Origin of the sequence: Myxococcus sp. CA051A (assembly GCF_013336705.1) — a bacterium.
In the GTDB taxonomy this organism is placed as follows: Bacteria; Myxococcota; Myxococcia; order Myxococcales; family Myxococcaceae; genus Myxococcus; species Myxococcus llanfairpwllgwyngyllgogerychwyrndrobwllllantysiliogogogochensis.
Genome location: NZ_JABUMS010000022.1, coordinates 1 through 21,470 on the forward strand (window position 1 = coordinate 1; position 21,470 = coordinate 21,470).

Annotated in this window: 17 protein-coding genes; 8 read left to right on the plus strand and 9 right to left on the minus strand. The window is 67.7% G+C overall.

The features are described from left to right. The first annotated feature begins 154 nt into the window (after positions 1-154). The gene (locus HUA74_RS39380; protein WP_174458688.1) at positions 155-1,603 is read left to right on the plus strand and encodes an FAD-binding protein; all 1,449 of its coding nucleotides are present in this window, start codon (positions 155-157) and stop codon (positions 1,601-1,603) included. Between the two features lie 626 nt (positions 1,604-2,229). Here HUA74_RS39380 and HUA74_RS39385 read toward each other — a convergent pair. The 4 genes from HUA74_RS39385 to HUA74_RS39400 are packed head-to-tail and all read right to left on the minus strand — an operon-like array spanning position 2,230 to position 5,332. After that, positions 2,230-2,781, minus strand: a complete 552-nt coding sequence (locus HUA74_RS39385) for a hypothetical protein (protein ID WP_174458689.1) — start codon at positions 2,779-2,781, stop codon at positions 2,230-2,232. Then, positions 2,778-3,749, minus strand: coding sequence for a FecR domain-containing protein (locus HUA74_RS39390; RefSeq protein ID WP_254625459.1), 972 nt, complete (start codon positions 3,747-3,749; stop codon positions 2,778-2,780). Before HUA74_RS39390 ends, HUA74_RS39385 begins: the two co-directional genes overlap by 4 nt. A gap of 49 nt (positions 3,750-3,798) precedes the next feature. Next, the gene (locus HUA74_RS39395; RefSeq protein ID WP_174458690.1) at positions 3,799-4,359 is read right to left on the minus strand and encodes an RNA polymerase sigma factor; all 561 of its coding nucleotides are present in this window, start codon (positions 4,357-4,359) and stop codon (positions 3,799-3,801) included. A gap of 49 nt (positions 4,360-4,408) precedes the next feature. Then, positions 4,409-5,332 (minus strand): hypothetical protein, encoded by a 924-nt coding sequence (locus HUA74_RS39400; protein ID WP_174458691.1) that lies wholly within the window; start codon positions 5,330-5,332, stop codon positions 4,409-4,411. 296 nt (positions 5,333-5,628) lie between these two features. Here HUA74_RS39400 and HUA74_RS39405 point away from each other — a divergent pair, with 296 nt between their 5' ends. Then, positions 5,629-7,194, plus strand: a complete 1,566-nt coding sequence (locus HUA74_RS39405) for a DUF1592 domain-containing protein (protein WP_254625460.1) — start codon at positions 5,629-5,631, stop codon at positions 7,192-7,194. Beyond that, positions 7,191-8,798, plus strand: a complete 1,608-nt coding sequence (locus HUA74_RS39410) for a DUF1552 domain-containing protein (RefSeq protein WP_174458693.1) — start codon at positions 7,191-7,193, stop codon at positions 8,796-8,798. The genes HUA74_RS39405 and HUA74_RS39410 overlap by 4 nt, the downstream gene beginning before the upstream one ends. A gap of 27 nt (positions 8,799-8,825) precedes the next feature. On the opposite strand, the gene HUA74_RS39415 is transcribed toward HUA74_RS39410, so the two are convergent. The 4 genes from HUA74_RS39415 to HUA74_RS39430 form a co-directional block, all read right to left on the minus strand. Further along, positions 8,826-10,253 carry a tetratricopeptide repeat protein gene (locus tag HUA74_RS39415; RefSeq protein WP_174458694.1) on the minus strand — a complete coding sequence of 476 codons (1,428 nt, stop codon included), beginning with the start codon at positions 10,251-10,253 and terminating at the stop codon, positions 8,826-8,828. Between the two features lie 322 nt (positions 10,254-10,575). Beyond that, positions 10,576-11,229, minus strand: coding sequence for a glutathione S-transferase family protein (locus HUA74_RS39420; protein ID WP_174458695.1), 654 nt, complete (start codon positions 11,227-11,229; stop codon positions 10,576-10,578). Positions 11,230-11,263: 34 nt separating this feature from the next. After that, positions 11,264-13,468, minus strand: coding sequence for a di-heme oxidoredictase family protein (locus HUA74_RS39425; RefSeq protein WP_174458696.1), 2,205 nt, complete (start codon positions 13,466-13,468; stop codon positions 11,264-11,266). Between the two features lie 205 nt (positions 13,469-13,673). Continuing rightward, positions 13,674-14,702, minus strand: coding sequence for a hypothetical protein (locus HUA74_RS39430; protein WP_174458697.1), 1,029 nt, complete (start codon positions 14,700-14,702; stop codon positions 13,674-13,676). A gap of 237 nt (positions 14,703-14,939) precedes the next feature. On the opposite strand from HUA74_RS39430, the gene HUA74_RS46180 reads away from it, so the two are divergent. From HUA74_RS46180 to HUA74_RS39455, 5 genes are all read left to right on the plus strand, one after another. Beyond that, complete coding sequence (locus HUA74_RS46180; RefSeq protein ID WP_254614836.1) at positions 14,940-15,437, plus strand: hypothetical protein; 498 nt, start codon at positions 14,940-14,942, stop codon at positions 15,435-15,437. A gap of 325 nt (positions 15,438-15,762) precedes the next feature. After that, positions 15,763-16,248 carry an RNA polymerase sigma factor gene (locus HUA74_RS39440; RefSeq protein WP_174458698.1) on the plus strand — a complete coding sequence of 162 codons (486 nt, stop codon included), beginning with the start codon at positions 15,763-15,765 and terminating at the stop codon, positions 16,246-16,248. Then, positions 16,245-16,949 carry a DUF4384 domain-containing protein gene (locus tag HUA74_RS39445; RefSeq protein ID WP_174458699.1) on the plus strand — a complete coding sequence of 235 codons (705 nt, stop codon included), beginning with the start codon at positions 16,245-16,247 and terminating at the stop codon, positions 16,947-16,949. The genes HUA74_RS39440 and HUA74_RS39445 overlap by 4 nt, the downstream gene beginning before the upstream one ends. After that, positions 16,946-18,490, plus strand: a complete 1,545-nt coding sequence (locus HUA74_RS39450; protein ID WP_174458700.1) for a caspase family protein — start codon at positions 16,946-16,948, stop codon at positions 18,488-18,490. The genes HUA74_RS39445 and HUA74_RS39450 overlap by 4 nt, the downstream gene beginning before the upstream one ends. Continuing rightward, a complete protein-coding gene (locus HUA74_RS39455; protein WP_174458701.1) occupies positions 18,490-19,770 on the plus strand; it encodes a hypothetical protein in 1,281 nt (426 codons plus the stop codon). The genes HUA74_RS39450 and HUA74_RS39455 overlap by 1 nt, the downstream gene beginning before the upstream one ends. 31 nt (positions 19,771-19,801) lie before the next feature. Here HUA74_RS39455 and HUA74_RS39460 read toward each other — a convergent pair whose 3' ends face one another. Continuing rightward, a complete protein-coding gene (locus tag HUA74_RS39460; RefSeq protein ID WP_174458702.1) occupies positions 19,802-21,424 on the minus strand; it encodes a DUF4082 domain-containing protein in 1,623 nt (540 codons plus the stop codon). Between the last annotated feature and the right edge of the window lie 46 nt (positions 21,425-21,470).

The following is a 21,470-nucleotide window of genomic DNA, read 5'->3' on the forward strand; positions in this document are numbered from 1 at the left end:
CTCATGGTGCGAGTGCATGCCTACCTCAACGCGCGGAATGCACAGCGCTCTGCCTGTCCATCCCTGCGTCGAGCCGACCTCAGGCGTGCCTCCTGACGTCGTGCGGGAATCGAGATCGTTGGTTTAGAAGTCTCCGACGAAGAAGGAGGAGTGAATGTCGAGTCGAACCGTCTCCCGGAGGACGTTGCTCCAAGGTGCGTTGGTGGCCGTGGCATTCAATCCCCTGAGCCGAAGCTGGGCCTCCACGCTGGAGGCGGGCTCGGCCCCGCTGCCGCCACTCGATGGCGAGTTGCTGATGGACACGGCGTCGCGGACCGCGGCCTCGGAGGACTTCGGCCACATCCTCCACCGCACGCCGTGGGCGGTGCTCGTTCCGGGCTCGGTGAAGGACATCGTGGCCATGGTCCGCTTCGCGCGGCGCCAGGGCCTGAAAATAGCCGCCGCTCGGGGCCTCGGTGAGAGTCACAGCACCTTCGGCCAGTCCCAGGTGGCGGCGGGCATCGTCATCGACATGTCCACGCTGTCGACCATCCACGAGATTGACGAGGACAGCGCCTGGGTGGATGCGGGCGTCCGGTGGCACGAACTGCTCCAGGCCTCGCTTCCGTGCGGCAAGAGTCCGCCGGTGCTGACCGACTACATTGAGCTGAGCATCGGTGGGACGCTGTCGGCGGGGGGCATCGGCGGGCAGGCGTTTCGCTGGGGCCTCCAGGTGGACAACGTCCTGGAAATGGACGTCGTCACGGGGCGGGGTGAGCTCGTGCGGTGCTCGCGCTGGCGTGAGCGGCCCCTGTTCGACGCCGTGCGCTCGGGCCTGGGCCAGTTCGGCATCATCGTGCGAGCAAGGGTGCGGCTCGTCGAAGTGCCGCCCCGCGCCCGGACGTACACCGCGCTGTACAGCGACCTCCACCGCTTCATGGAGGACCAGCGGCGGCTCATCGAGGACGGTCGCTTCGACTACGTCGAGGGCTCCGCCGTCGGCTCCAACGGGGGCCGGGCGTATCAGCTCGAGGTGGTGAAGTACTTCACCCCGGGCTCGGAGCCGCACGATGCGAGACTGCTCGCGGGCCTGGGCTTCCAGCCGGGAACGCTCCAGGTGAGCGATGGCAGCTACTTCGACTTCGCCAACCGGCTCGCGCCGCTCGTCGAGCTGCTCAAGCAACTCGGCGTTTGGGGTTTCCCCCATCCGTGGCTGGACATGTTCGTCCCCGCCCGGGCCGCCGAGTCCTTCGTCCAGGAGGTCCTCTCACAGACCACCGAGGCCGACATGGGACAGGGGCCCATCCTGCTCTACCCCTTCCGCGCCTCGGAGCTGACCGCGCCCTTCCTGCGCACGCCCAACGACAGACACGTCTTCCTCTTCTCGCTGCTGCGCACCGCCATTCCACCGACGCCGGAGAACGTCGCCTCCCTCGTGCGGAAGAACCGCGCCATCTTCGACCGGCTCACGGCCATCGGCGGGAAGATCTATCCCGTGGATGCCGTGCCTATGAGTTCCGGCGACTGGCGCCGCCACTTCCACCCCGCCTGGGAGCGGTTCGAGCACGCGAAGGGACGCTACGACCCGGACCGCATCCTCACGCCGGGACAGGGCATCTTCTAATCGACGCCTTCAGGGGCCTCCTCGTGCTCGGGGCCACGCCCCATTGGCGAGGAGGCCCTCTCCGCATTACCGCGCGCGGCACCAGACTTGAGGATTCAGGCAGCCGCGCCCACCCGGCATGCCAATCTTGCCGCCGTCATAAAAGAACCAATACTTATGAACCCACCCTCCGCCCGGGCAATTGTCTCCGGGCGATTGGGTCCCCCGATAATAGGCAAACCCGCCCCAATACTGGTCGACGGTTGGGTTATCGGCATTCACGAAAAATGGCGACACATTGTAGACGCGCGCCCCATGGTTCCAATAACTGCACATGACCCGGATAGGCTCGTCCGTGAGATCAACAATCGCGTACTCATACTGAGCGGGCGGATAACCCGGGAGCGTGCATTTGTCGGTCTCGAACTGACTCAGCGTGCCGCAGACCACCCACCCCGCCGCATATGCTGGAGCCGCGGCAAGAAGCAAGATTGCCCCAATGAATCCAAAAGACACCCATCGTCGCTGCATCATAGCGGCGCGCTCCTCTCAAGAACCCACAAACACGAATACCACGCTAAACATGCGGGGCAAGTTTGTGTTCACTGACACACCACCCAAGCCAAGAGTGGAGGCTCAGGAGCTGCTCAAGGTGCGCTCAATGCCTGAACGACCAGCACATCCAGCTCGATGACCTCGCCAAGGACGCCCTCGGCGCCAGTCACTGCCACGGACATCCGTTCCGTTCCCGCTGGAGCCGTCAGCTCGCGCGCGGTCCGGACCCACTTGGAGGAAAGCACCGGGCTGGAGAGCAGGTCCGACTGCAGCTCCCGGCCGCTTGCATCCCGCCAGCTGACCCGCATCTCGGCGACCGGGGAGCGCTCCGACGTCCCGCGCACCCAGAACGAAGCGCGGTGCGCCCCCGGGGATGCGGCGAACCCGGGCCAGTTGTCGAGGTGCACGCCCCAGCCATACGGCTCGGTCACCTCCACGCGCAGGACTGCTTCACCTTCTCTCGCGTCGGTGGACGCTCTCGAAGCGGTGACGCCGTACCACGCAATCCAGGCGCCAGGCCCCGTCTCCAGGGAAGCCGACTCGGCATCGAGCAGATTGGACGTCGCCGAATGGTCGATGATGGCGGGCTCGCACGCGGTCAGCGCCGCTGCCAGCCACAGCAGGCTCCAGCCTCCCCGTTTCATCGCGCGCTCTCGCGGTCTCGGCCCTCGCAGGCCAGCGTCCCACGGGCACGCTGGACCGCCTCCGCGTAGTGCCCGCGCTGGAACTGCTGTTCGTGCCGAGCCCAGTGGGAGCAGGCACGCCGCGCGTCCTTGAGCTGGTACGTCAGCAACGAGCCCAGCTCGAAGCTCAGGCGCTCCCGCGTCGCCACCGGCTGCTTGCGCATCGCCTCCTCGAGGTACCTCGCCGCTTGCTCGAACTCGCGCCGACCGCGAAGGACCTCCAGCTCTCGCAAGACGTCCTCCGCGCTCGGAGTACGAACCGGTGTGGAGGGAACGCGCGTGGGAGCAAGCTTCGGGCTGGGCGCCGCCAGCGGTGCGGGCCTTCCCGACTCGGGAGGCGCAGGCTCCGGAAGGGCTGGCTCGGAGGGCACGGCCACCGGCCACGCCAACGTCTGCCCCACCCCCACGGGAACCACCGCGCCACTGAGCCCACGAAAGGCAATGGCACCTTCGTGCAGGGTAACGGTGCCTTCCCCTCCCCGCTCCTCCACCGTGAAGCGCGTGCCCATCACCTCGATGGCGCCGCCCGACACGAGCACGACGGCAGGAGGCGCGCCTGGCTGGCGGTGATTCACCGAGAACTCCGCGCGACCGTGGACCAGTCGCACGCCGGAGGGTTCACGGCGAACGACGAGCGGCCCCTGGTTCCGGAGGGTGATGCCTCGGGCCACGTCCATCAGGGCGGCCTCGCCTCCTTGAATCACCACACCCGCGGCATCTTCCCGCGCCACGAGGTCCGCACTGGCCCGCGCGACCTCGAGTCCCCCGAGAGAGCGTGTGGAGGGAGCCCGCATGAAGAACACCACGAAGGCCAGCGCCACCGCCGACGCGGCGAGTCCCCAGAACACGGGACGCCTGTGCCATGCGGACTTCGGCGCGCGTGAGTCCCGCAGCCGCGACCACAGTCGGGCCCGGACGGCGGGTGGCATCCCTTGCTCGCGGCGGAGCGGGTCTTCACGCCGGAGCTCTGCACGGAAGTCACGGGGAGCCATCATCCACCTTCCATCCCCAGGCCGTCAGACGGCCCTGGGCGCGGCTGATCAACTTCGACACGTAGCCCTCTGACAACGAGAGGAGCTGGGCAATCTCGCGCTGGCTCAGGTCGTCCAGAAGCTTCAAGGTCATCACCACCCGCTCCTGCCCCGGCAAGCGGTCCAACGTCGCCGTGGCGCTGCGCAACGCCTCGCGCCGCACGAGGGCCGCCTCCGGCGTGGACTCCGTCTCCGCGGGGTGCACAGGAAACAAGAGCTCGGCGATGCGCTGTCGGAACGTCTTCTCGCGCCGCAGGGAGGAGAACGCCACGTTCTGCGTGACTCGAAAAAGCCAGCCCCTCACATCCTCCTCGCGCAGCCAGGCCTGGTGCTCCCACGCCTTGAGGAAGACGTCATGTGCGACGTCTTCAGCCCAGCCCGACCGACCCGCCGCATACCGCATGGCCCAGACGTAGACGGCCTCGGCGTGCTCCTCGTAGAGCGTGTCGAATGACACAGGCCGAGCAGGCAGGGCGAGCGGGGCCTTTGAGTGCGGAGCACGCGACATCCATCACCTGCGAACCTACGATTGAAGCGGGAGAAACTTTCCTCGGAGGCTACTGCCCCCAAGAAAGCTGGGCGCCGGTTTCGAGCCTTACGCCTCCCCGAGACCACAGTGTCTCGCCCTCGCGCACATGCGTCACGGGCCGCAGCACCCCCAGCGCCACGCGCAACTCCGCCGCGAGACGCTCGGTGAACCGCCACCGAAGCTTCATCCGGGCCCACCCCGCGGGAGACACCTGGGTACCGGTCCGGCCCGACGCCCAGGCGTCCTCGAGTCGGAAGGTGTGGAGGACGAGGCCCGCGCCCACACCCGGTTCGAGCTGCAGGCGCTCCGCCACGGGGAGCCGATAACTGAAGAAGGCGCCACCTTGCGCCTCGAACACGGTCAGCGCCGCATCGCGGGACACCCCGAGCCCCGCCTCCGCCTCCAGGCCGAAGGCCCCCAGGCTCCGCCTGACGGAGAGCAGGAGGTGTGGATCGACTCCAGCTCCGTGCCAGAGCGTCCCCAGCCCCAGGCCCAGGTCCAGCTCGGGGCGCTCTGGGGCGGCAGCCACCTCCACGGGAGGCTGGAGCACGAACTCGGGCACAGGCGGCTCCGGATCGGGCAGAGGCGGCTCCGGCTCGGGCTGCACCGCCCGCGTCATCTCGGAGAGCTTCTGTGCGACTTCCAGATGAAGCTCCGCGATGGACCCCCGGCCCACTCGAACGCCCTGTTCCACTCGTTGCCGCGGCCCGACGGCCTCGAGCAACAGCCCTTCGGGAGTGCGGCTCGCACGCAGTCGAAGCTGGGCCGGACTCTGTGGGGAGACGACCGCGAAGCCCTCCTGAATCAGCCGCAGGGCCACCTTGCGCTCCAACTCCACCGCGTCCCACCGCCGATAGTCCTGCTCGGGAAGCGCGCGCAGGTCGAACGACACCGACACCACCGGGGACTGGGTCAGGGCGACGAGGGAGAACGCGCAGAGCAGAGCAAGCATGCGGTGATGGCGAGAGTACCGTCGCCCGTGGCCCACCGGGCAGGAAAGTATTTTCGGCTCCACGCGTAGCCAGGGACATGACGCTTCCTCGCTCCGTGGGCATCCTGCTTCTTTGCGCTGGCGTGGTCGCCTGTGAGGGCTCCGCCCAGCACACCCATCACCCCGGCGGAAACGAACCGGATCCGCCTCCGCCGGCCACGTCCGATTCCGTCCGTCCGGCGCCAGCGAAGTTCTCCTGTGACGCGAGCGCCGTCCCCTCGGACCTTCCGTTTCCACGGCTGTCCCGGACGCAGGTGATGAACTCGCTTCGCTTCTCTATTGCCCGTGCGCTGCCGAACGAGGCCGACGCTGTCTGGGAGAACCTCACACCCCTCCTTGCCCGCTACCCCACGGACCAGCGCACTCCCGCGCCTGGTGACTTGAAGGGTGGCTTCAGCCGGCTGGACCAGTCCATCCAGCAGACCCAGATTGACGTCATGTATGACCTGGGCAACGCCGTGGCCCAGGAACTCACCAGCACCGACGCGCGCCGCAACGCGCTCCTGGGAAGCTGCGCGAGCGACAGCCAGACCGCCAACGACCGGGCCTGCCTGGAGACCTTCATCCGGGGATGGGGCTCCCGCGTCCTGCGCTACCCGCTGCCGACGGCGGAGGTCACCGCCTTCGCGGACATCGCCGGGGCCACGCCGGTGAACAGGGCGGCGGTGGCGGACGTCATCACCACCGTCCTGAACTCGCCCTGGCTCCTCTACCGCGTCGAGCACGGCACCGCCGCCGGCCAGCCGGTGAGCCCCCTCTCCGCGTTCGAGCTGGCCGCGAAGCTGTCCTACCAGCTCTGGCAGGCGCCTCCGGACGACGCGCTCTGGGCCGCGGCGACCGATGGCTCGCTCCTGACCGAGAGCGGCTTCAGCGCCCAGCTCGACCGGATGATGAAGAGCCCCCAACTGCGAGGCTCCCTGGACGAGTTCGTCAGCGAGTGGCTGCGGCTCGAGGAGCTGCCGTCGCTGGAGGCGCTCCGCAACGACCCGGTCTACCGGTCCTTCGTCGGAGCGCAGATGCCCTTGGACGCCACGCGCACCGCGATGTTCGAGGACGTCCAACTCTCCGCCTGGAACACCGTCGTGTCCGGTGGCACGGTGAGCGACTTCCTTCATGACAAGAGGTCCTACACGGCGGACCCCTTCCTGGCCGGCATCTACGGTGTCCCCGTCTGGAGTGGCTCTGGTCCGGCGCCGGTCATGCCGTCCCAGAACCGCGGCGGACTGCTGACCCGCGCGGCGTTGCTGGCCACGGGGACCCCGTCGACGCGTCCCATCCACAGGGGCTACCTGGTGCGAAACGCCCTGCTCTGCCAGCAAGTCGGGGCCCCTCCGCCCAATGCCAGCACCAGGCCGCCCGCGCCGACGGAGCGCATGACGACGCGACAGGTGGTGAGCCAGCTCACCTCCGGAGGCAGTTGTGGGGGATGTCATAACAACACCATCAATCCACCGGGCTTCGTGCTGGAAGGGTTCGACGCGCTCGGACGGGAGCGCGACGTGGAGCGGCTGTTCAACCCTCAGGGCCACGAGACGGCAACACCCTCCGTGGACACCTCGGCGGACGTGTTGCTCTACGACTCCGAGCAACGCGTCATCTCCAGCGCCTCGGAGCTGTCGCGGATGATTGACGACAGCCAGCTCTTCGAGTCCTGCGTCGCGCAACACTACTTCCGCTTCGCGCACGCTCGCGTGGAGTCCACTTCCCGCGATGGGTGCCTTCTTTCAGAGATGGAGACGGTCGCGCGCAGCGGCGCACCGATGGCCGACCTGCTGAAGACCGTCGTCCAGCATCCCACGTTCAAGCAGAGGAGCTTCCAATGAGCAACACACCTGTCTTCCGGTGGGACCGCCGCATGTTCCTGCGCGGCGCGGGCGGAGCCGTGCTGGCGTTGCCGCTGCTCCCATCGCTCTTGAGCCCGCGCGAAGCGAAGGCCCAGGCCGCCGGGCGCCCGAAGTCCTTCGTGCATTTCCGCACCCCCCACGGCGCCATCTTTGGCGCGAGCATGTGGCCGGGGGACCCGGCGCTGACGCAGTCCCTGTTCTACGCGGACCACGACGTCCGGCGGGGAGACCTGGCCGCGACGGCCCAGGCGAACGGTGATGCGGTCATCAGCCGGGTGCTGACCGCGAAGTCGTCCGTGCTCACGCCCACGCTCATCTCGAAGATGAACATCCTGCGGGGACTCGATTTCCCCCTGTACATGGGTCACAACTTCGGCGCCCCGCTGGGCTACTACGACTTCGACAAGCAGAGGCCCGGCTCACCTCGAGCGACCATCGACCAGGTGATGGCCTACTCACCGGCCTTCTACCCGAGCGTCGCCTCCGTCCGGAAGCGAAGCGTCGCCATCGCCGGCGCAAGCACCTCGACCGGCAGTTGGGGATACAACACCCCCGGGGTTCGCTCCTCCGGAGTCGCCTCCAGCTCCATCGGCGGCACCGAGAGCTCGCTCGCCCTCTTCGACACCTTGCTGGCCGGTAGCAGCAGTCCCGGCACCGCCCGGACTCCCGTGGTGGACAAGGTCCTCGAAAGCTACCGGCGGCTGCGCAACGGCAACGGTCGGCTCTCGGCCGAGGACAGGGGGCGACTGGACCAGCACATCGACGCGGTCGCGGAGCTGCAGCGCCGGCTGGAGACCACCGGCACCGGCTGCCAGGTGCCGGCCCGTCCCACCACCGACAACCTGTCGCTGCGAAACTCCAGCTCCTTCGCGGGAGACCCGGCGAAGAACGTCGAGTACTTCCGGCTCATCAACGAAGTGCTCGCCGTGGCGATGAACTGCGGCGTCTGTCGCGTCGCCACCATCAGCATCGACGAGCACAACCAGAACCTGACCTTCACCCCTCGCGCGCCCCAAGGCGAGGACTGGCACAACAACGTTGTTCATCCCTCGACCGTGCCCGGGGCGAACCAGGACCTGGTGGTCCAGTTCAACCAGGTCTTCTTCTCGCAAGTGTTCCTCGACCTCGTCTCTCGCTTCGAGCGGTTCTCGAACGGCGCGGGCGGAACCCTGCTGGATGATTCGCTGCTCGCGTGGGGGCAGGAGAACGGCAACACGCCCCATTTCTCCTTCTCCGTCCCTGTGGTGACGGCCGGGAGCGCGGGGGGCGCCCTCAAGACGGGCAACTACTGCGACTACCGGAACATCACTCGCAAGGTGAGCGGCGACTCGAGCACGGGCAGCGAGGGCAGCTTCCTGTGGTCGGGCCTCCTCTACAACCAGTGGCTCGGCACGGCGCTCCAGGCAATGGGCATCCCGCAGGCGGAGTGGAACGAAACCGACCACTCCGGCTACGGCTGGAAGGCGTCGTACCAGTCCACCTACGAGTACCTCTTCACGAACAAGGGCTTCAGCTCGGCACAGGCCTATCCAGCGGTGATGTGGCAGAAGGCAGGAGAGCTGCTGCCGTTCCTCTCGCCCTGACAGACGTGAGTCCCGGCATCCAGACTGTCATTTCGAACCCGGCTCCAGCTTCCGCAATTCTCGCTCCGCGTGCTTGCGTTGAGCCGCGGTGCCCTTGCGCTGCAGGAAGGACCGATAGGCCTTGATGGCCTCAGGTCCCTTCCCCATGTCCCGAAACAAATCGCCCCGATTCAGGTGGAGCACGTTGCGCTCGTGGCCCGTCTCGGTGAGCAGCGCCAGGCATTCGTCGAGGACGGCCTCGGCCTGTGACCACTCCTTCTGGGACCACAGCGCGAAGCCGAGGTTGTTGAGGATCTCCGCCCGGAGGTCGATGGTCGCATTCAACTGCTGGTTCATCTGCTTCCTCAGGCTGGCGTCCTCCACGGTGATCGCGGCCAGGGTGCCCTCAATGGTGAGCCGGCCGCTCTCGAGCCATGTCCGGTACAGCGTGGTCCACGCCGCGAGCGCCGCCTTCTGCTGCCCCGCTCTCCACTGAGTGAGTGCCTCCTCGTTCGCGGCGAGCAGGCCCTGGTGGGTGCGACGGAAATCCTCCAACTCATTCAGGTTCTCGTCCTCCCACTTCTTCGTCAGCCTTCCGTCCTCTGCCATCTCCTCGAACTCCGGGAGGGAGTATTCGCGCCCCATGTACGCCGAGCACTTGACGCCAGCCTCGCCCGTCTGCGCGAACGTGCAATCACAGGTCGGAAGCGCGGTGCCTCCGCCCGTCCAGCTCATGGAGTACACCGTCTGGGGGAGTTCGAACTCCGTTTCTCCGAAGGAGATGGTCTCATCGAGACACCCGCAGAGCTCCCGGGTCATCGCCTCGCTGGCAGTGGCGTTCACCTCGGAGGTGAGGCTGTCGACGACCCACAGGCCGCACTCCTTCTGGGACGCGGCGAGCAGCCAGCGGGAGTTGGGAAGGTAGGACCAATTGAGCTTATGAGCCCCTCCGTCCCGGGGACCCAGCACCTTCTCCAGGGCGGCAGCCGCCGCTGGGAAGGTCTCCACGGGGGAGCGGGCCTCATCCGGGAAGAGGGAGACGACCCAGGCCTCCTTCACGCGCCGTAGCCGGAGCAGACACCGCTGAGCACCATTGCCAAAACGGACCGCGGCGGAGGTCGCGCTCTCGGGCTCGGGGGTAAGCCGAGAGACCTTGCCCATCTCCGGACAGCCATTGAGGGGCTGACTCGTTCGTACCACGGCCGGGGCAACGGGCTGCCCCGTGCGTGGGTCCACCACGAAGAAGGCGTCATGGAACGGAGGAGTATCCGAGGACTCGCGGGTCCGTGGGCTGGGGACGACGAAGTAGCCCACGCGAAGTCCGGCCTCCGGGAGTTCGACCCAGAGTTCCTCCAAGAGGAAGCGTCCGCCGCGCCAGTCCTGGAAGGCGGGGGTCTTCTTGAGGTTCGCCGACGAAATCTCCGGGGAGGTCGCGGGCGCGATGGCGACAAGGAGTGGCAGGAGGAATGAAAGCATGGGCCGTCTGTGACTGTAGTTCTCGCACTGCCTTCGCGCGAAGTCCGGAACGCAGCGGTTCGTGTCGCTGAGGTTGAGCCACGGCGTCTCGGGCGACCAGGTGGTCACCGCGATGGAGAAGCTCAAGCAAGAGGGCAAGTACGGCTACAGCGACCTGCGCGCCGTCCTGGACGACAAGGGCGAGGGATTATTCAAGACGCAGAAGGAAGTGGGCGCAGGAGCCGGAGGACGACCAGAACCGTCCCGTCAACGACCCCAGGCCCGGGTTCATCGACGCGCTTCGACTGGCGCTGCAGCCCTGACCCGGCGCGGGCCCGTGCCGTCACGCGGTCCGCGGGGCGGCGTTGAACACCGCTCGTTGCGCGGCGAACGCACGCTTGTAGGCGGGCCGCGCTTCGGCGCGGGCGATATAGGCGGCGAGGTTCGGATACGCCTCGAGAATGCCCGACGTCTGCAGTCTGCGCAGGACCGTCACCATGAGGATATCGGCCGCGCTGAAGGCGCCCCCGAGCCAGTCCGCGTCGCCGAGAAACGCGGAGAGGTCGTCCAGCCGTTTCCGGATGAGGGTGTCCAGCGCGCGCAGGCGATGCTCGTACCAGGGCTGGTCGCGCTCGAGAATCATCACCAGACTGCGGTCGAAGATGGGCGGCTCGACCGTATTGAGCGCCGCGAACATCCACGCAATCACGCCCGCCCGGCCATTCGCGTCTTCCGGCAGCAGGCCGGCATGGCGCTCCGCGATGTGGAAGACAATCGCGCCGGACTCGAACAAGGCGAGATCGCCCTCCTCATAGGTCGGAATCTGACCGAACGGATGCAGCGACTTGTGCGCGGGCTCCTTCATCGCCTCGAACGACAGCAGACGGACGTCGTAGGGCTGGCCCACCTCTTCCAGCGCCCAGCGCACCCGCATGTCCCGCGCCAATCCGTTGCCGCGATCAGGTGAGCGTTCAAAGGCGGTGATGGTGATGGTCATGTCCTGCTCCTTGCCCTCACCAATATCACTCCCGTCAGAGTGACTGGATGAACTTGAGCAGGGCCGCCCTCTGGGAGCCGCCCAGGGTGCGGAAGGCCTCCTTGGAGGACTCAGCCTCTCCACCGTGCCACAGGATGGCCTCGGAGAGGCTGCGAGCACGGCCGTCATGCAGATAGGCCTCCCCGCCGCTGACGCCAGCCGTCAAGCCAATGCCCCAAAGGGGTGGCGTGCGCCACTCCGCTCCCGTGGCCCCCTCCTCGGGGAGGTTGTCCGCCAGCCCCGGTCCCATGTCATGCAACAGCATGTCGGTGTAGGGACGAATCACCTGGCTGCGCAGCTCGGTGTGGGGGTGATACGGGCTGGTCGCCAACGTCGCGACGTGGCACCGGGCACAGCCCACGCTGCCGAAGAGGCCCTCCCCTTGAAGCGCCACAGCGTCATTGAGATTGCGGCGCGCGGGGACCCCGAGCAGGGCGACGTAGCGAACCATCCTATCCAGGTCCGCGTCAGCCAACTCGGTGCTTGCTCCGGCACAGGTCTGTCCCGAGCCGCAATCCGGAACCGGGAAGACAGACGTGGTGACGCCAAGATCGACATTGAGCGCGCTCGCGATCTGATGCCTGAGCCTCGCTTTGCCCGCCTTCCAACCGAAGCGCCCCATGCGCGGCTGACCCGTCTGTGGATCAACCACGGTCTGCATGCGACCCGAGATGCCGTCGGCATTGGCGTCGTTGGGGTCGGCGAGGCTGGCAATCATGGTCTCATCGAGCGCCTCCAAGAGTCCCATCCCGACCAGGGGCGGAGTGATTCGGGCCGAATGGTACGTGGGAACGGGCCCCGTGAAGCTGTAGAGGGGGCGCCGCAACTGATAGCCCGTGCCATCACCGAACGTGCCGCCCGTCACCGCCCAGCCCGAGATGCTCACGTTGCCCTCGGGGCTCCCGTTGGTGCTCTGCGGTTGCAGGACCCACCCCAGTGCAGGATGCGCCGTCACGGTGGTGCCGACCGCTCCCACTCTGACGGTATAGAGGAGAGGAGGCGCGAGGACGACGTGGCCAGGATTCCCTCCACTGGCACCACCGCCGTTCACCGTGAAGCTCACCGGGGACGTCGTGCTCAGCCCCCCCGAGGTGTTGCCGATGGTGAAGTGGTACTGGACGGCCGTGCCCGCCGGGATGTTCTTGAGGAGATGGGTGTTCGCGTTGGAGCTGTCATGCGCCATCCGGAAGCTCTGCTGGGCGCCTCCGTTGAGCTTGTAGTGAAGGTCCGCCCAGGGCGCGTCATTCACATAGAAGCGCAAGGTATACGCGGCCGTCGCCGGGTCGGGAGGAAGCCCGCGGCCATTGTTGGTGTGGCAGGCCACGCAGCTGCGACCGATATAGGAGGGCCCGAGCTTGTTCTGCTGCGCGGTGAGGCTTGGGTTGCCAGCCTCCGAGTGGGAGCCATCGCTGAAGTCGGTGTGATGCAGGCGCCGCCCCTCGACGAATGGCTGGGCGTTCCCTGGCGCCGTGTTCGTCGCCATCTGCTTGAACAGGTGCGCCGGCTCGTTCGAGTAGCTGTAGCCAAGCGTCGTGCGCCCCCCCAGCCAGGCTGTCTCCGGCAGGGGAAACGAGTCCAGGTTCGAGCCCCTTCCTTCCCAGGGCACCATGCCGCCCTGGCCCACGATGTAGAGGAACGCCGTCCCGTAATAGTTGGCGCGTCCCACGACGGGAGGGAGCAGGAACGGGCTGATTTCAATCTCCATGCGGTCGCCCACCTGGATTCGCCGGTTCTCCTTCGCATTGTAATTGATGGTGGCCGTGTAGCGCAGTGGATCCACCTGCGTCATGTCCACGTTGAACCAATACTGAGAGAGCACCGCCTGCCCCTGGTAGAACGCGCGGAAGTCCGGCGTGTCCAAGGGCCAGAGCGTGGTGATGTTGACGGTGATGTCGCCGCCACCCTTGGCGACCCTGTCGATGATCTCAATGCCGTGGGTGCGGTATTCGAAGTACAGCGGCAGGTAGTGCTCGTAGCTTTGGAACTGAGATTCACGGGCGTGGCGATCACGCGACCGGTCCGCGAGGCGGGTGATGAGCGCCGTCGGCGTATCCACCACGACCGCGGGCTCCAGCGGGGTGCTGGAGTCGAAGAGCGGGACCACCGAGAGCATGGACGCCGGCATCGAGGAAGGCGCGGGCTGCGCTTCATCGCGCTCGGCCTGGGGCGCGTTCCCGCAGGCGCCGATGAACACCCCCATGATGGCCAGACTCCAAGCCGCCGCTCGTGTGCTGGAAGGTTCTCTCATGCCATGAAGTCTATCGCATCAAAAGCGGGAATAGACTGATTTCGAGCTTAACTCGCCATGTATTTGGCGTCTGTGTGGAATGAGATAATCGAGCGGCTTGCTCGGGCGCGCCCTGGCGTCATCCGTCTGGATGACGCACATCGCCCATACACCAGCGCTACAGGAACTCGTCCCCTCCCCCAGCCTCCGGCTCCTGCGCGGAGAGCAGAACATTCCCGGGCCGCTGCTCCACGCGGAGGCCCAGGCCCAGGGCCGTCAACTCCTCAAGCGCGGCGAGGGCCTCCATGACGGGCTGGACATCCGCGACCCGGGCAGGCACGGCGATGCGTTCCAGACGCGAGCCCACCCGCTCCAGCAGCACGTGCGGAGGGAGTGCCTCGATGTATCGGCCATACAGATAGGCGGGCGCGCTCAGCTGGGCGACCTCGGAGGGCGAGAGGGTCGCGACACTCGTATCGAAGCGCGCCCCCACCTCCTCCACCGAAGTGTCCTGACGCCACAGTCCGAGAAGGGAGCGCAGGAAGTCCATCAACGGTTGCGCCCGGGACGAGCCCAACTTCGCCGAGGCAACCTCCAGCGCCCGCTCGGCGCGTGCGATGTCCGGCTCGACGAAGAACAGCGGCAGCACTTCTTCGATGCCTGGGGTGTAGAGGGGTTCGGCGAGTTGCTCCGGAGCCCCCGCGAACGCGCGCAGCGTCTCGGGTTCGAGCGGCTCACCCGCGAGCCACCGGCACCACAGCGCCTCCAGCGAGCCCGCGGCGAGCGAAGCGCGGCGCAGCAGATGGGGTCGTGCCTGCTCCACGCCTCCGAACAACAAGACGGTCACCAGGTCCGCGGTGCAAGGCCCCTCCGGGAACTCGAGCGCATCAGCCCCCGTCCAGCGCGCGTACCGTTTGCGCTTCAGGTCGCGCTGGACCTCGCTCGCCACCTCGCTCCACGCGGACCAGGGCACACCCAGCGCCGCGTAGTCCTTCCGGAGTCCCTCATCCGCGGGGGCAGAGACCTCATTGGGGCGCTTCTTGAAGTCGGTCCGCACGCGCTTGAGTTCCTTCGCGAGCGCGGGCAGCTCTTCCGCCGGACAGCCGCCAGTCAGGAGCCGGAGGCGGGAGATGGGGACGCCGGGCAGCTTGAGCAGCCAGGATTTGAACGCCGACCAGGCGGGTGCGGAGAGGTCTCGGGATTCCACGGTCTGTCCTCGTTCAGGCGCCAGGCCCGCGCCCCCGCGATGAGTCGCGGGGCCATGTGGCCTGCCTGGTCCATCATGAAAGTTTGCTCCGCTGGTGGCTACGCCCTGGGCCTGTCCCCTCGGGGCGTCCAGGCCTTGTCGGCACATGTGGTCGGTCGAGCGCCGGCGTGGGCCCGGAGGGCGTGGTGTGCCCCCATTTTCTGTCAGCCCCTCTCAGCCGAACGATATGCTGAACTCATGGAGACGCGGACTAACTGGCTCTTGATTCTTCTACCCTTCGCGGGATTGGTCTCGCTCTGGCTCGTCACGAACGCACGCGAAAAGCAAGTCGCCAAGAAAGTATACCAGGCCGTGGACGAAGGCCGGCTGAGTGACGTCAAGTCCATGCTCTCAAAGCATGCCTTTCCAAACCAGCGCACAGTCGTCGTCGCGACCTCCATCGTCAGAGCCGTTCAATCAAGACAACCTGCGATCCTCGACTTTCTTCTCAGCAAAGAGCTGAAACCCATATCACTCACTCAGAAGCTTGATTCATTTCTTCACGAGCAGTCGCTGAGAGGTGGCTGGAGGGGCGTTGTTCTCTGGCAGTCGCGAACCTCACACATGTTCGAGCCTTGGAGAGACCTGAGCAAAAGCGATAAACTCAAGCTGAGAAGCAGGGCCTCTCGCGGCGACACGGTAGAAACGGCAAAGGCCCATCTTCGTGGCGAACGTGGACGATGGACCGTCCCATGAAGAGGGAGAAGCTCGGCCACCCTGCATGAGTGCGTCAAAACGCGCATCACGACGGTGATCGATGCTCACGGCGAGCCGCCTTCCCCCCACTGAAGGAGCGCGAGTCAGCGCCGGGCGGGAGGGAGGCTCACCTCCGTCTTGCCGGGGGATGCGACGCCCTCACTCCTCGCGAACGCGCTCGGCATCAACCTCCCCGGCTCCAACCCGGATGGCGGCACCGCGGCGCGCTGAACCGCCCCTGCCGCTCCGTCTTCCGCCGTTCGGAGGCTGGGTGTACGCTCGGTGTCGCAGCGGTAGATGTCCTCCCCCTCATCGGATTTCCCTGATGCGCGACGGTGATGCCCTCAGTGAGGTCTGCCGCAGACTGGGACCGGCCATCTACCGCCGGTGTCTGAAGATCCTGCGCAACCCAGATGAGGCCGCGGACGCCTGTCAGAAGGTCTACATGCAGTTGGTGCGTCATCGCTCCCGGCTTCCTCCGGAGCCCGAACAGCTGCGCTGGGTCTACGTCGTCGCGACACGGGTGTGTTTCGCCCAACTGCGCGACGATGCCTGGGAGACGGCGAGCGGGGCGGAGCTGAACCACGACGCGCCCGCGCCCACGGACAGCTTCGCGGAGGTGGCCGACCGGCAGATGGCGCTCAAGGCGCTCTCCTGCGCCACGGAGCACGAGCGCATGGTCGCGTGGCTCGTGCTCGTCGATGGCCACTCCCAGGATGAGGCCGCCGAGCTTCTCAGCCTCTCGCGCAAGACGGTCGGCAAGCGCATCCAGCTCTTCCTGGCGAACGCCCGCCGAGGGGTCTTCGAATGAACGCGGCACGGACGGCGCAGTGCCCGAGCGACCTCGCGCTCGAGGAGCACCTGCTCCACGCGAATCCCGCCACTGCCCGGCACATCGCCGGGTGTGCCCATTGCCAGACCTGGGAACGGTCCGCCGCGGAGGCCTCGCGCGCGTTCGCCCTCGAGAACCCTCGCTGGATGGCGAAGACCCAGGCCAGGTCCCGGCCTCTGCCGCGATGGGCGCCGCTTCTGCCGGCGGCCGCCCTCGCCGCGGCCGCCCTGTTCTTCCTCCGCTCCCCTCCCCCGGAGTCCCCGCTCTATGCGACCAAGGGCGAGGAGCTCACCGTCTACATCGGAGGGCAGGGAGCGCCGCGAGCCGCGACCCAGGGCGAGCGGGTGCGACCAGGAGAGGCGCTCCGCTTCCAGGTGGCCCCGGGCTCGGCGGCCTTTGTCTGGATTGCCTCCGTCGACTCGACGGGCTCCGTCTCCCGCCTCGTGCCCGCGGAAGGGACGACACCACTCGCGGTGGACGGGACACAACTGCTTCCGGGCAGCGCGGTGCTCGATGCGACTGAAGGACCGGAGCGGATCTGGGCGGTGATGTCGCGGGAGCCCCTGAGCTGGGCCGTCGTGGAGCAGGCCCTCCAAGGGAGCCCGGTGCGAGACTCCACGGCGGTTCAAATCCCCGGCGCTCGGACCGCCACGGTGTTGCTCGAGCGCGGCGCGCCATGAGCCGGCTTGCGTTGATCCTCGTGTTCTTCTTCGCGGCTTCCGCGGAGGCCCAGTTGCCCGAACGGCGCTTCGCTCTCGCGGTCGGCGGCAACGTGGGCGCACCGGGCCACGCGCGGCTCCGCTTCGCGGAGGCGGATGCCTCGCGCTTCGCGGACACGCTGAAGGAGCTCGGGGGCTTTCACGGCGAGGACGTGCGCGTGCTTCATCAGCCCACTCGCGCGCGGCTGCTCGCGGAGGTGCGAGCGCTCGAACAGCGCATCGCCGAAGCGGCCCGCCACTCCTCGCGGCGAAACCTGCTGCTCCTCTACTGGTCCGGGCATGCCACGGAGCAAGGCCTGGAGCTGGGAAGCGAGAGCCTCTCCTTCACCGAGCTGAGGAAGCTGCTCGGGGCCTCGCGTGCGCACGTGCGACTGGCTTTCGTGGATGCGTGCAGGTCCGGAGGGCTCATCACCCCGAAGGGGGCGAAGGCCCTTCCCGGCGGCTTCGCGCTCGACGTCACGAGCGACGAGTCCCCGGATGGGACCGCGATTCTCGCGTCCTCGGGTCCAGGGGAGAACGCGCTCGAGAGCGCGGAGCTGCGCGGGAGCTTCTTCACGCACCACCTGACGGCCGGGCTTCGCGGCGCCGCGGACGCCGATGGAGACAGTCGCATCACGCTCCAGGAAGCCTATCGCTATGCCTATGCGAAGACCGTCTCCCATACCGCCGAGGTCTCCGGAGTCGCCCAGCGCCCGACGTATGCCCTGGACCTGAAGGGAAAGGGCGAGCTCGTGCTCACCGAGCTGCGCCACGCGGACGCGCGTCTTGTCTTCGCTCCGGGGACGGAGCCCGACAGGCGCTGGCTCGTCGTGCGCGACGAGGGGCTCGGCGAGGTGCTGGAGCTCCGAGAGGACCCGGTGAAGCCACGGCAGCTCGCGCTGCGTGCCGGAAGCTACCGGCTGATTCGCACGACCGCGGACGATGTCCGGACCGGCGCCTTCGCACTCGTGCGCGGGGAGGAGCGGACGGCCACGACCGTCACGCTGACGCAGCGGCCTTTCGCCGAGCGCGGAGAGAAGGGAGGCGAGGCCGTCGGACGGAAGCTGGAGTTGCTCGCCGCGGTCGGTCTCAACACGCCGCCACTTCGGGGCATGGGACTTGCGCCCGCGCTGGTGCTGGGAGGGGACGTCGCGATGGGGACATCCCAGACGCTGCGGCTCCGCGCGAGATACCAGGACGGCCGGGGCCAGGATGCCGGGCTGCCCTATGCGCTCCGGAGCCTGGGCGGGGATGTCGCGTGGCTCTGGAGGCTTCCTGTCCGGGGGCTCGAAGCCGGTGGCCGGCTGGGTGCGGATGCGGTCCGGCAGTCGGTGGCGAGCACGTCGGAAGGGACGGCGTTCCGCGGACGCGTGGGGGCGGTGCTCTCCCATGCGCTGCCCCTCGGGGGCCGGGTCTCCTGGTTCTCGGAGGTGGAGGCACAGCTCGCCTCGTTCAGGCTGAATGACCGCGTGGTCCTTCGGCCCGCGGTCGAAGCCGTCACCGGCCTGGGCTTCCGACTCTGATGCGTGACGTCCTCCTCGTCGCGGCCCTGGGCCTCTTCGCGTGCGCGTGTGGTGAAGGCCTCTTCGATGCACGCGGGCGGCCCGACGTGCGTGTCATCGGGCGCGAAGGCGGCACCGTCACCTCCCGCGATGGTCGCCTCCGGGTGACCCTTCCGCCGGGAGCACTCGAGAGCGAGGAGACCGTCTCACTCCGGGAGCTGGGGGTGCGGAGCTGGTCGGTGGGGGTGGCTTATGCCCTGGAGCCTTCCATGCGGACGCTCGCCGTCCCCGCGCGGGTGGAGATGCGCGCCGAGTCGGCCCCGGGCCACCGTGGCCCCGCCGCGCTTGTCCGGATGACCCGGGATGGCCTCCCAGCCCCGATGGCCGGTTCCTGGAGCGAAGGGACGCGGAGCTTCGGCCAGCTCTCCGCGCTCGAGGACCTCGGGCTCGCGCAGCCCCTGTGCTCCGAACCCATCGAATGCGCGGATGGCTTCCGGTGCGAGGACGGCGCGTGCAAGTCCTGTCCCGCCAACGTCTCCTGCCGGGCCAACCCGGACCTTCCCGGCCCGCGGAACACCGGCGTCCCCCCGGGCACGACGCTGGTCCGGCATGAGGGAGACGTCGTGCTGGACACACCGGGGGCCGTGCTCGAGGACCGGGACATCCACGGTCGACTCATCATCCGCGCGAACGACGTCACCGTGCGCCGGTGTGTCGTGCACGCGCCGGTACCCCGCGAGATTGACGGCATCATCAACGTCTCAGGGGCGACGGGCGTCCTGCTGGAGGACATCGAGGTCTTCGCCGAGGAGTCCTCGACGCTCCAGTGGGGCGTGGTGGGAGGAGGCTTCACCGCGCGCCGGCTCGACGTGCATGGGGTGGTGGTGGGGATGGGCCTGCGGTCCGGCGCTCGGGTGGAGTCCTCGTGGATCCACGCATTGGACCCGGTGGGCGCCCAGTACGGCATCAGCGTCTTCGAAGGGCGCGACATCGGCATCTATGACAGCAACGTGCATGGCCCCGGGGAAGACATCGGCGCGGCGGTCTTCGTGAACCAGCAAGTGGGGCCCACGCGAGACGTGAGGGTGGAACGCAACCGGCTCGACCGCGGCAGTTGCATCGTGAACCTGGGACATGCGGGCGGCACAAGCCTTCAAGGCATGGTGGTGCGCAACAACGTCTTCGGCGCCCGGACGGTCTACGACTGCGCCGTGCTCGTGAGCACCCAGACGCAGCTGTCCGCCGAGGGCAACGTCTGGGAGGCCACGGGCGTGGAGGTCCCCATCGAGCGACACGATTGAGACCTCCGGGATGCCGCCCTGAGGCGGCTCGCTAGTTCGACGGAGGAAGGACCGTTCCGTCCTCCCAGGTGTTGTTGGACCAGACGTTCCCCGGCTCCGAGGTGTCGAAGCTGGTGATGGCCCCGTACCAGCCGCAGCGCCCGCTCTGACCGCGACCGAAGACGTTGCCGATGAAGCGGATGTTGTTCGTCGCGCCCGAGTAGGGCTTGCCCTGGGACGACCCGCCATAGGCGCAGAAGCCACCCGTCGTGCCGGGGAAGAAGTTGTTCTCCACCAGGTTGTTCTCCACCGGAGCGAAGTCGCCATAGCCGGTGAGCGCCGCCGAACAGCCCGCGTCGGGCGGCACGTCCGGCGCGTCGCAGACGATGGTGTTGTGCCGGAGCGTGACATTCCGGCCCATCCGGATGCCGGACTCGTGCGCGGTCCCCGTCTCGTCCGTCATCTGGCCATGGACGTAGGAGTCGCGAATCTCGCAGTCGTGCCAGCAGTGGATGGAGCGATTGCCACCCTGCACGTGCACGCGAACGGCGGTGAAGTTCACGGCTCCTACTCCCGTGACGATGCGGTCACCCGCGTCGACGTGGGAGTCGGTGAGCGTGAAGGAGAAGCCGGTGGAGTTCTCGTCGGTGGAGACACTCCCGTTGATCTTCGAGTTGCGGATGATGACGCCCGCCGCGCGGATGGTGAGGTCGCAGTTCACCGTCTTGGAGTCGATGAGCGTGTTGGCCACGGAGATGGAGCACGGTCCGGTGTAGGGCGTGAGCTGCGTTCCCGCCGGCACTCCTGTATTGCTCGCATTCGGAAAGCCGCCGGCCGGAGGGCTGGAGCCGGTCGTCGCCGTGACGGCGTTCGAGTCGGCGCTGAGATTGCCCGCGGCATCACGCGCCTTCACCAGGTAGCTGTAGGCCGTGGCCGCCGTGAGGCCCGTGTCCGAGTAGGTGCGGCTCGCCGTGGAGGCGATCTTCACGCCATCGCGGAAGACGTCGTAGGCCGCGACGCCGACATTGTCCGTGGAGGCATTCCAGCCCAGGTTGATGGCGCTCGCGGACGCCGCGGACGCGACGAGTCCCGAGGGGGCGGTCGGCGCCTGGGTATCCGGCGAGGGCTCGCTGCTGTCCGGAAGGAAGACCACATCCACGGCGTAGTCGGTGTTCTGGTAGCCCTGCGTCGGAAAGCCGCCGCCATAGCGATAGACGCCGTTGACCCCGTCCACGCCCGATGCGAGTCCCCGGATGGGGCCGCGTGACTTCTCCGTGTTGAAGCCGCCCACGGTGGCGCCGTACCGTCCGGCCGCCGCGTAGTACGACACGACATAGGTGGTCCCCGCGATGACGGTGATGGGGGAAGCGAAGCGCACCGTCTGCCAACCCGTCGTCGTCTCGCTCGTGGAGGTCGCCTCCGCGAGCTTCGCGCCCGCCCGGTTCCACAGACTCACGCGGTGCGGACCGGCATTCTGGGCCCCTCCCTTGAAGAAGCGCACGCCACGGACGGTGCCCGGAACGGACACGCGGAACTTCATCCCCAGCTCCACCGCGCCGGTATCGCTGTCCATCGCGATGGTGGGGCGCGCCGAGTCGAGGAAGAGCGAAACCTCGCCCGCCTCGAGGGCCTGGTGCTCACCGGCGAGCAACTCCTGGCGCGGGGAATCGTCCACGGTGCCTGCGGAACAGGCGGACAACACGATGAAAAGGACCGCTGCA

Coding starts and splice junctions, on each gene's coding strand:
- HUA74_RS39380 (WP_174458688.1), top strand. CDS start 155: ATGTCGAGTCGAACCGTCTCCCGGAGGACGTTGCTCCAAGGTGCGTTG.
- HUA74_RS39385 (WP_174458689.1), bottom strand. CDS start 2,781: ATGAAACGGGGAGGCTGGAGCCTGCTGTGGCTGGCAGCGGCGCTGACC.
- HUA74_RS39390 (WP_254625459.1), bottom strand. CDS start 3,749: ATGCCACCCGCCGTCCGGGCCCGACTGTGGTCGCGGCTGCGGGACTCA.
- HUA74_RS39395 (WP_174458690.1), bottom strand. CDS start 4,359: ATGTCGCGTGCTCCGCACTCAAAGGCCCCGCTCGCCCTGCCTGCTCGG.
- HUA74_RS39400 (WP_174458691.1), bottom strand. CDS start 5,332: ATGCTTGCTCTGCTCTGCGCGTTCTCCCTCGTCGCCCTGACCCAGTCC.
- HUA74_RS39405 (WP_254625460.1), top strand. CDS start 5,629: ATGAACTCGCTTCGCTTCTCTATTGCCCGTGCGCTGCCGAACGAGGCC.
- HUA74_RS39410 (WP_174458693.1), top strand. CDS start 7,191: ATGAGCAACACACCTGTCTTCCGGTGGGACCGCCGCATGTTCCTGCGC.
- HUA74_RS39415 (WP_174458694.1), bottom strand. CDS start 10,253: ATGCTTTCATTCCTCCTGCCACTCCTTGTCGCCATCGCGCCCGCGACC.
- HUA74_RS39420 (WP_174458695.1), bottom strand. CDS start 11,229: ATGACCATCACCATCACCGCCTTTGAACGCTCACCTGATCGCGGCAAC.
- HUA74_RS39425 (WP_174458696.1), bottom strand. CDS start 13,468: ATGGGGGTGTTCATCGGCGCCTGCGGGAACGCGCCCCAGGCCGAGCGC.
- HUA74_RS46180 (WP_254614836.1), top strand. CDS start 14,940: ATGGAGACGCGGACTAACTGGCTCTTGATTCTTCTACCCTTCGCGGGA.
- HUA74_RS39440 (WP_174458698.1), top strand. CDS start 15,763: ATGCGCGACGGTGATGCCCTCAGTGAGGTCTGCCGCAGACTGGGACCG.
- HUA74_RS39445 (WP_174458699.1), top strand. CDS start 16,245: ATGAACGCGGCACGGACGGCGCAGTGCCCGAGCGACCTCGCGCTCGAG.
- HUA74_RS39450 (WP_174458700.1), top strand. CDS start 16,946: ATGAGCCGGCTTGCGTTGATCCTCGTGTTCTTCTTCGCGGCTTCCGCG.
- HUA74_RS39455 (WP_174458701.1), top strand. CDS start 18,490: ATGCGTGACGTCCTCCTCGTCGCGGCCCTGGGCCTCTTCGCGTGCGCG.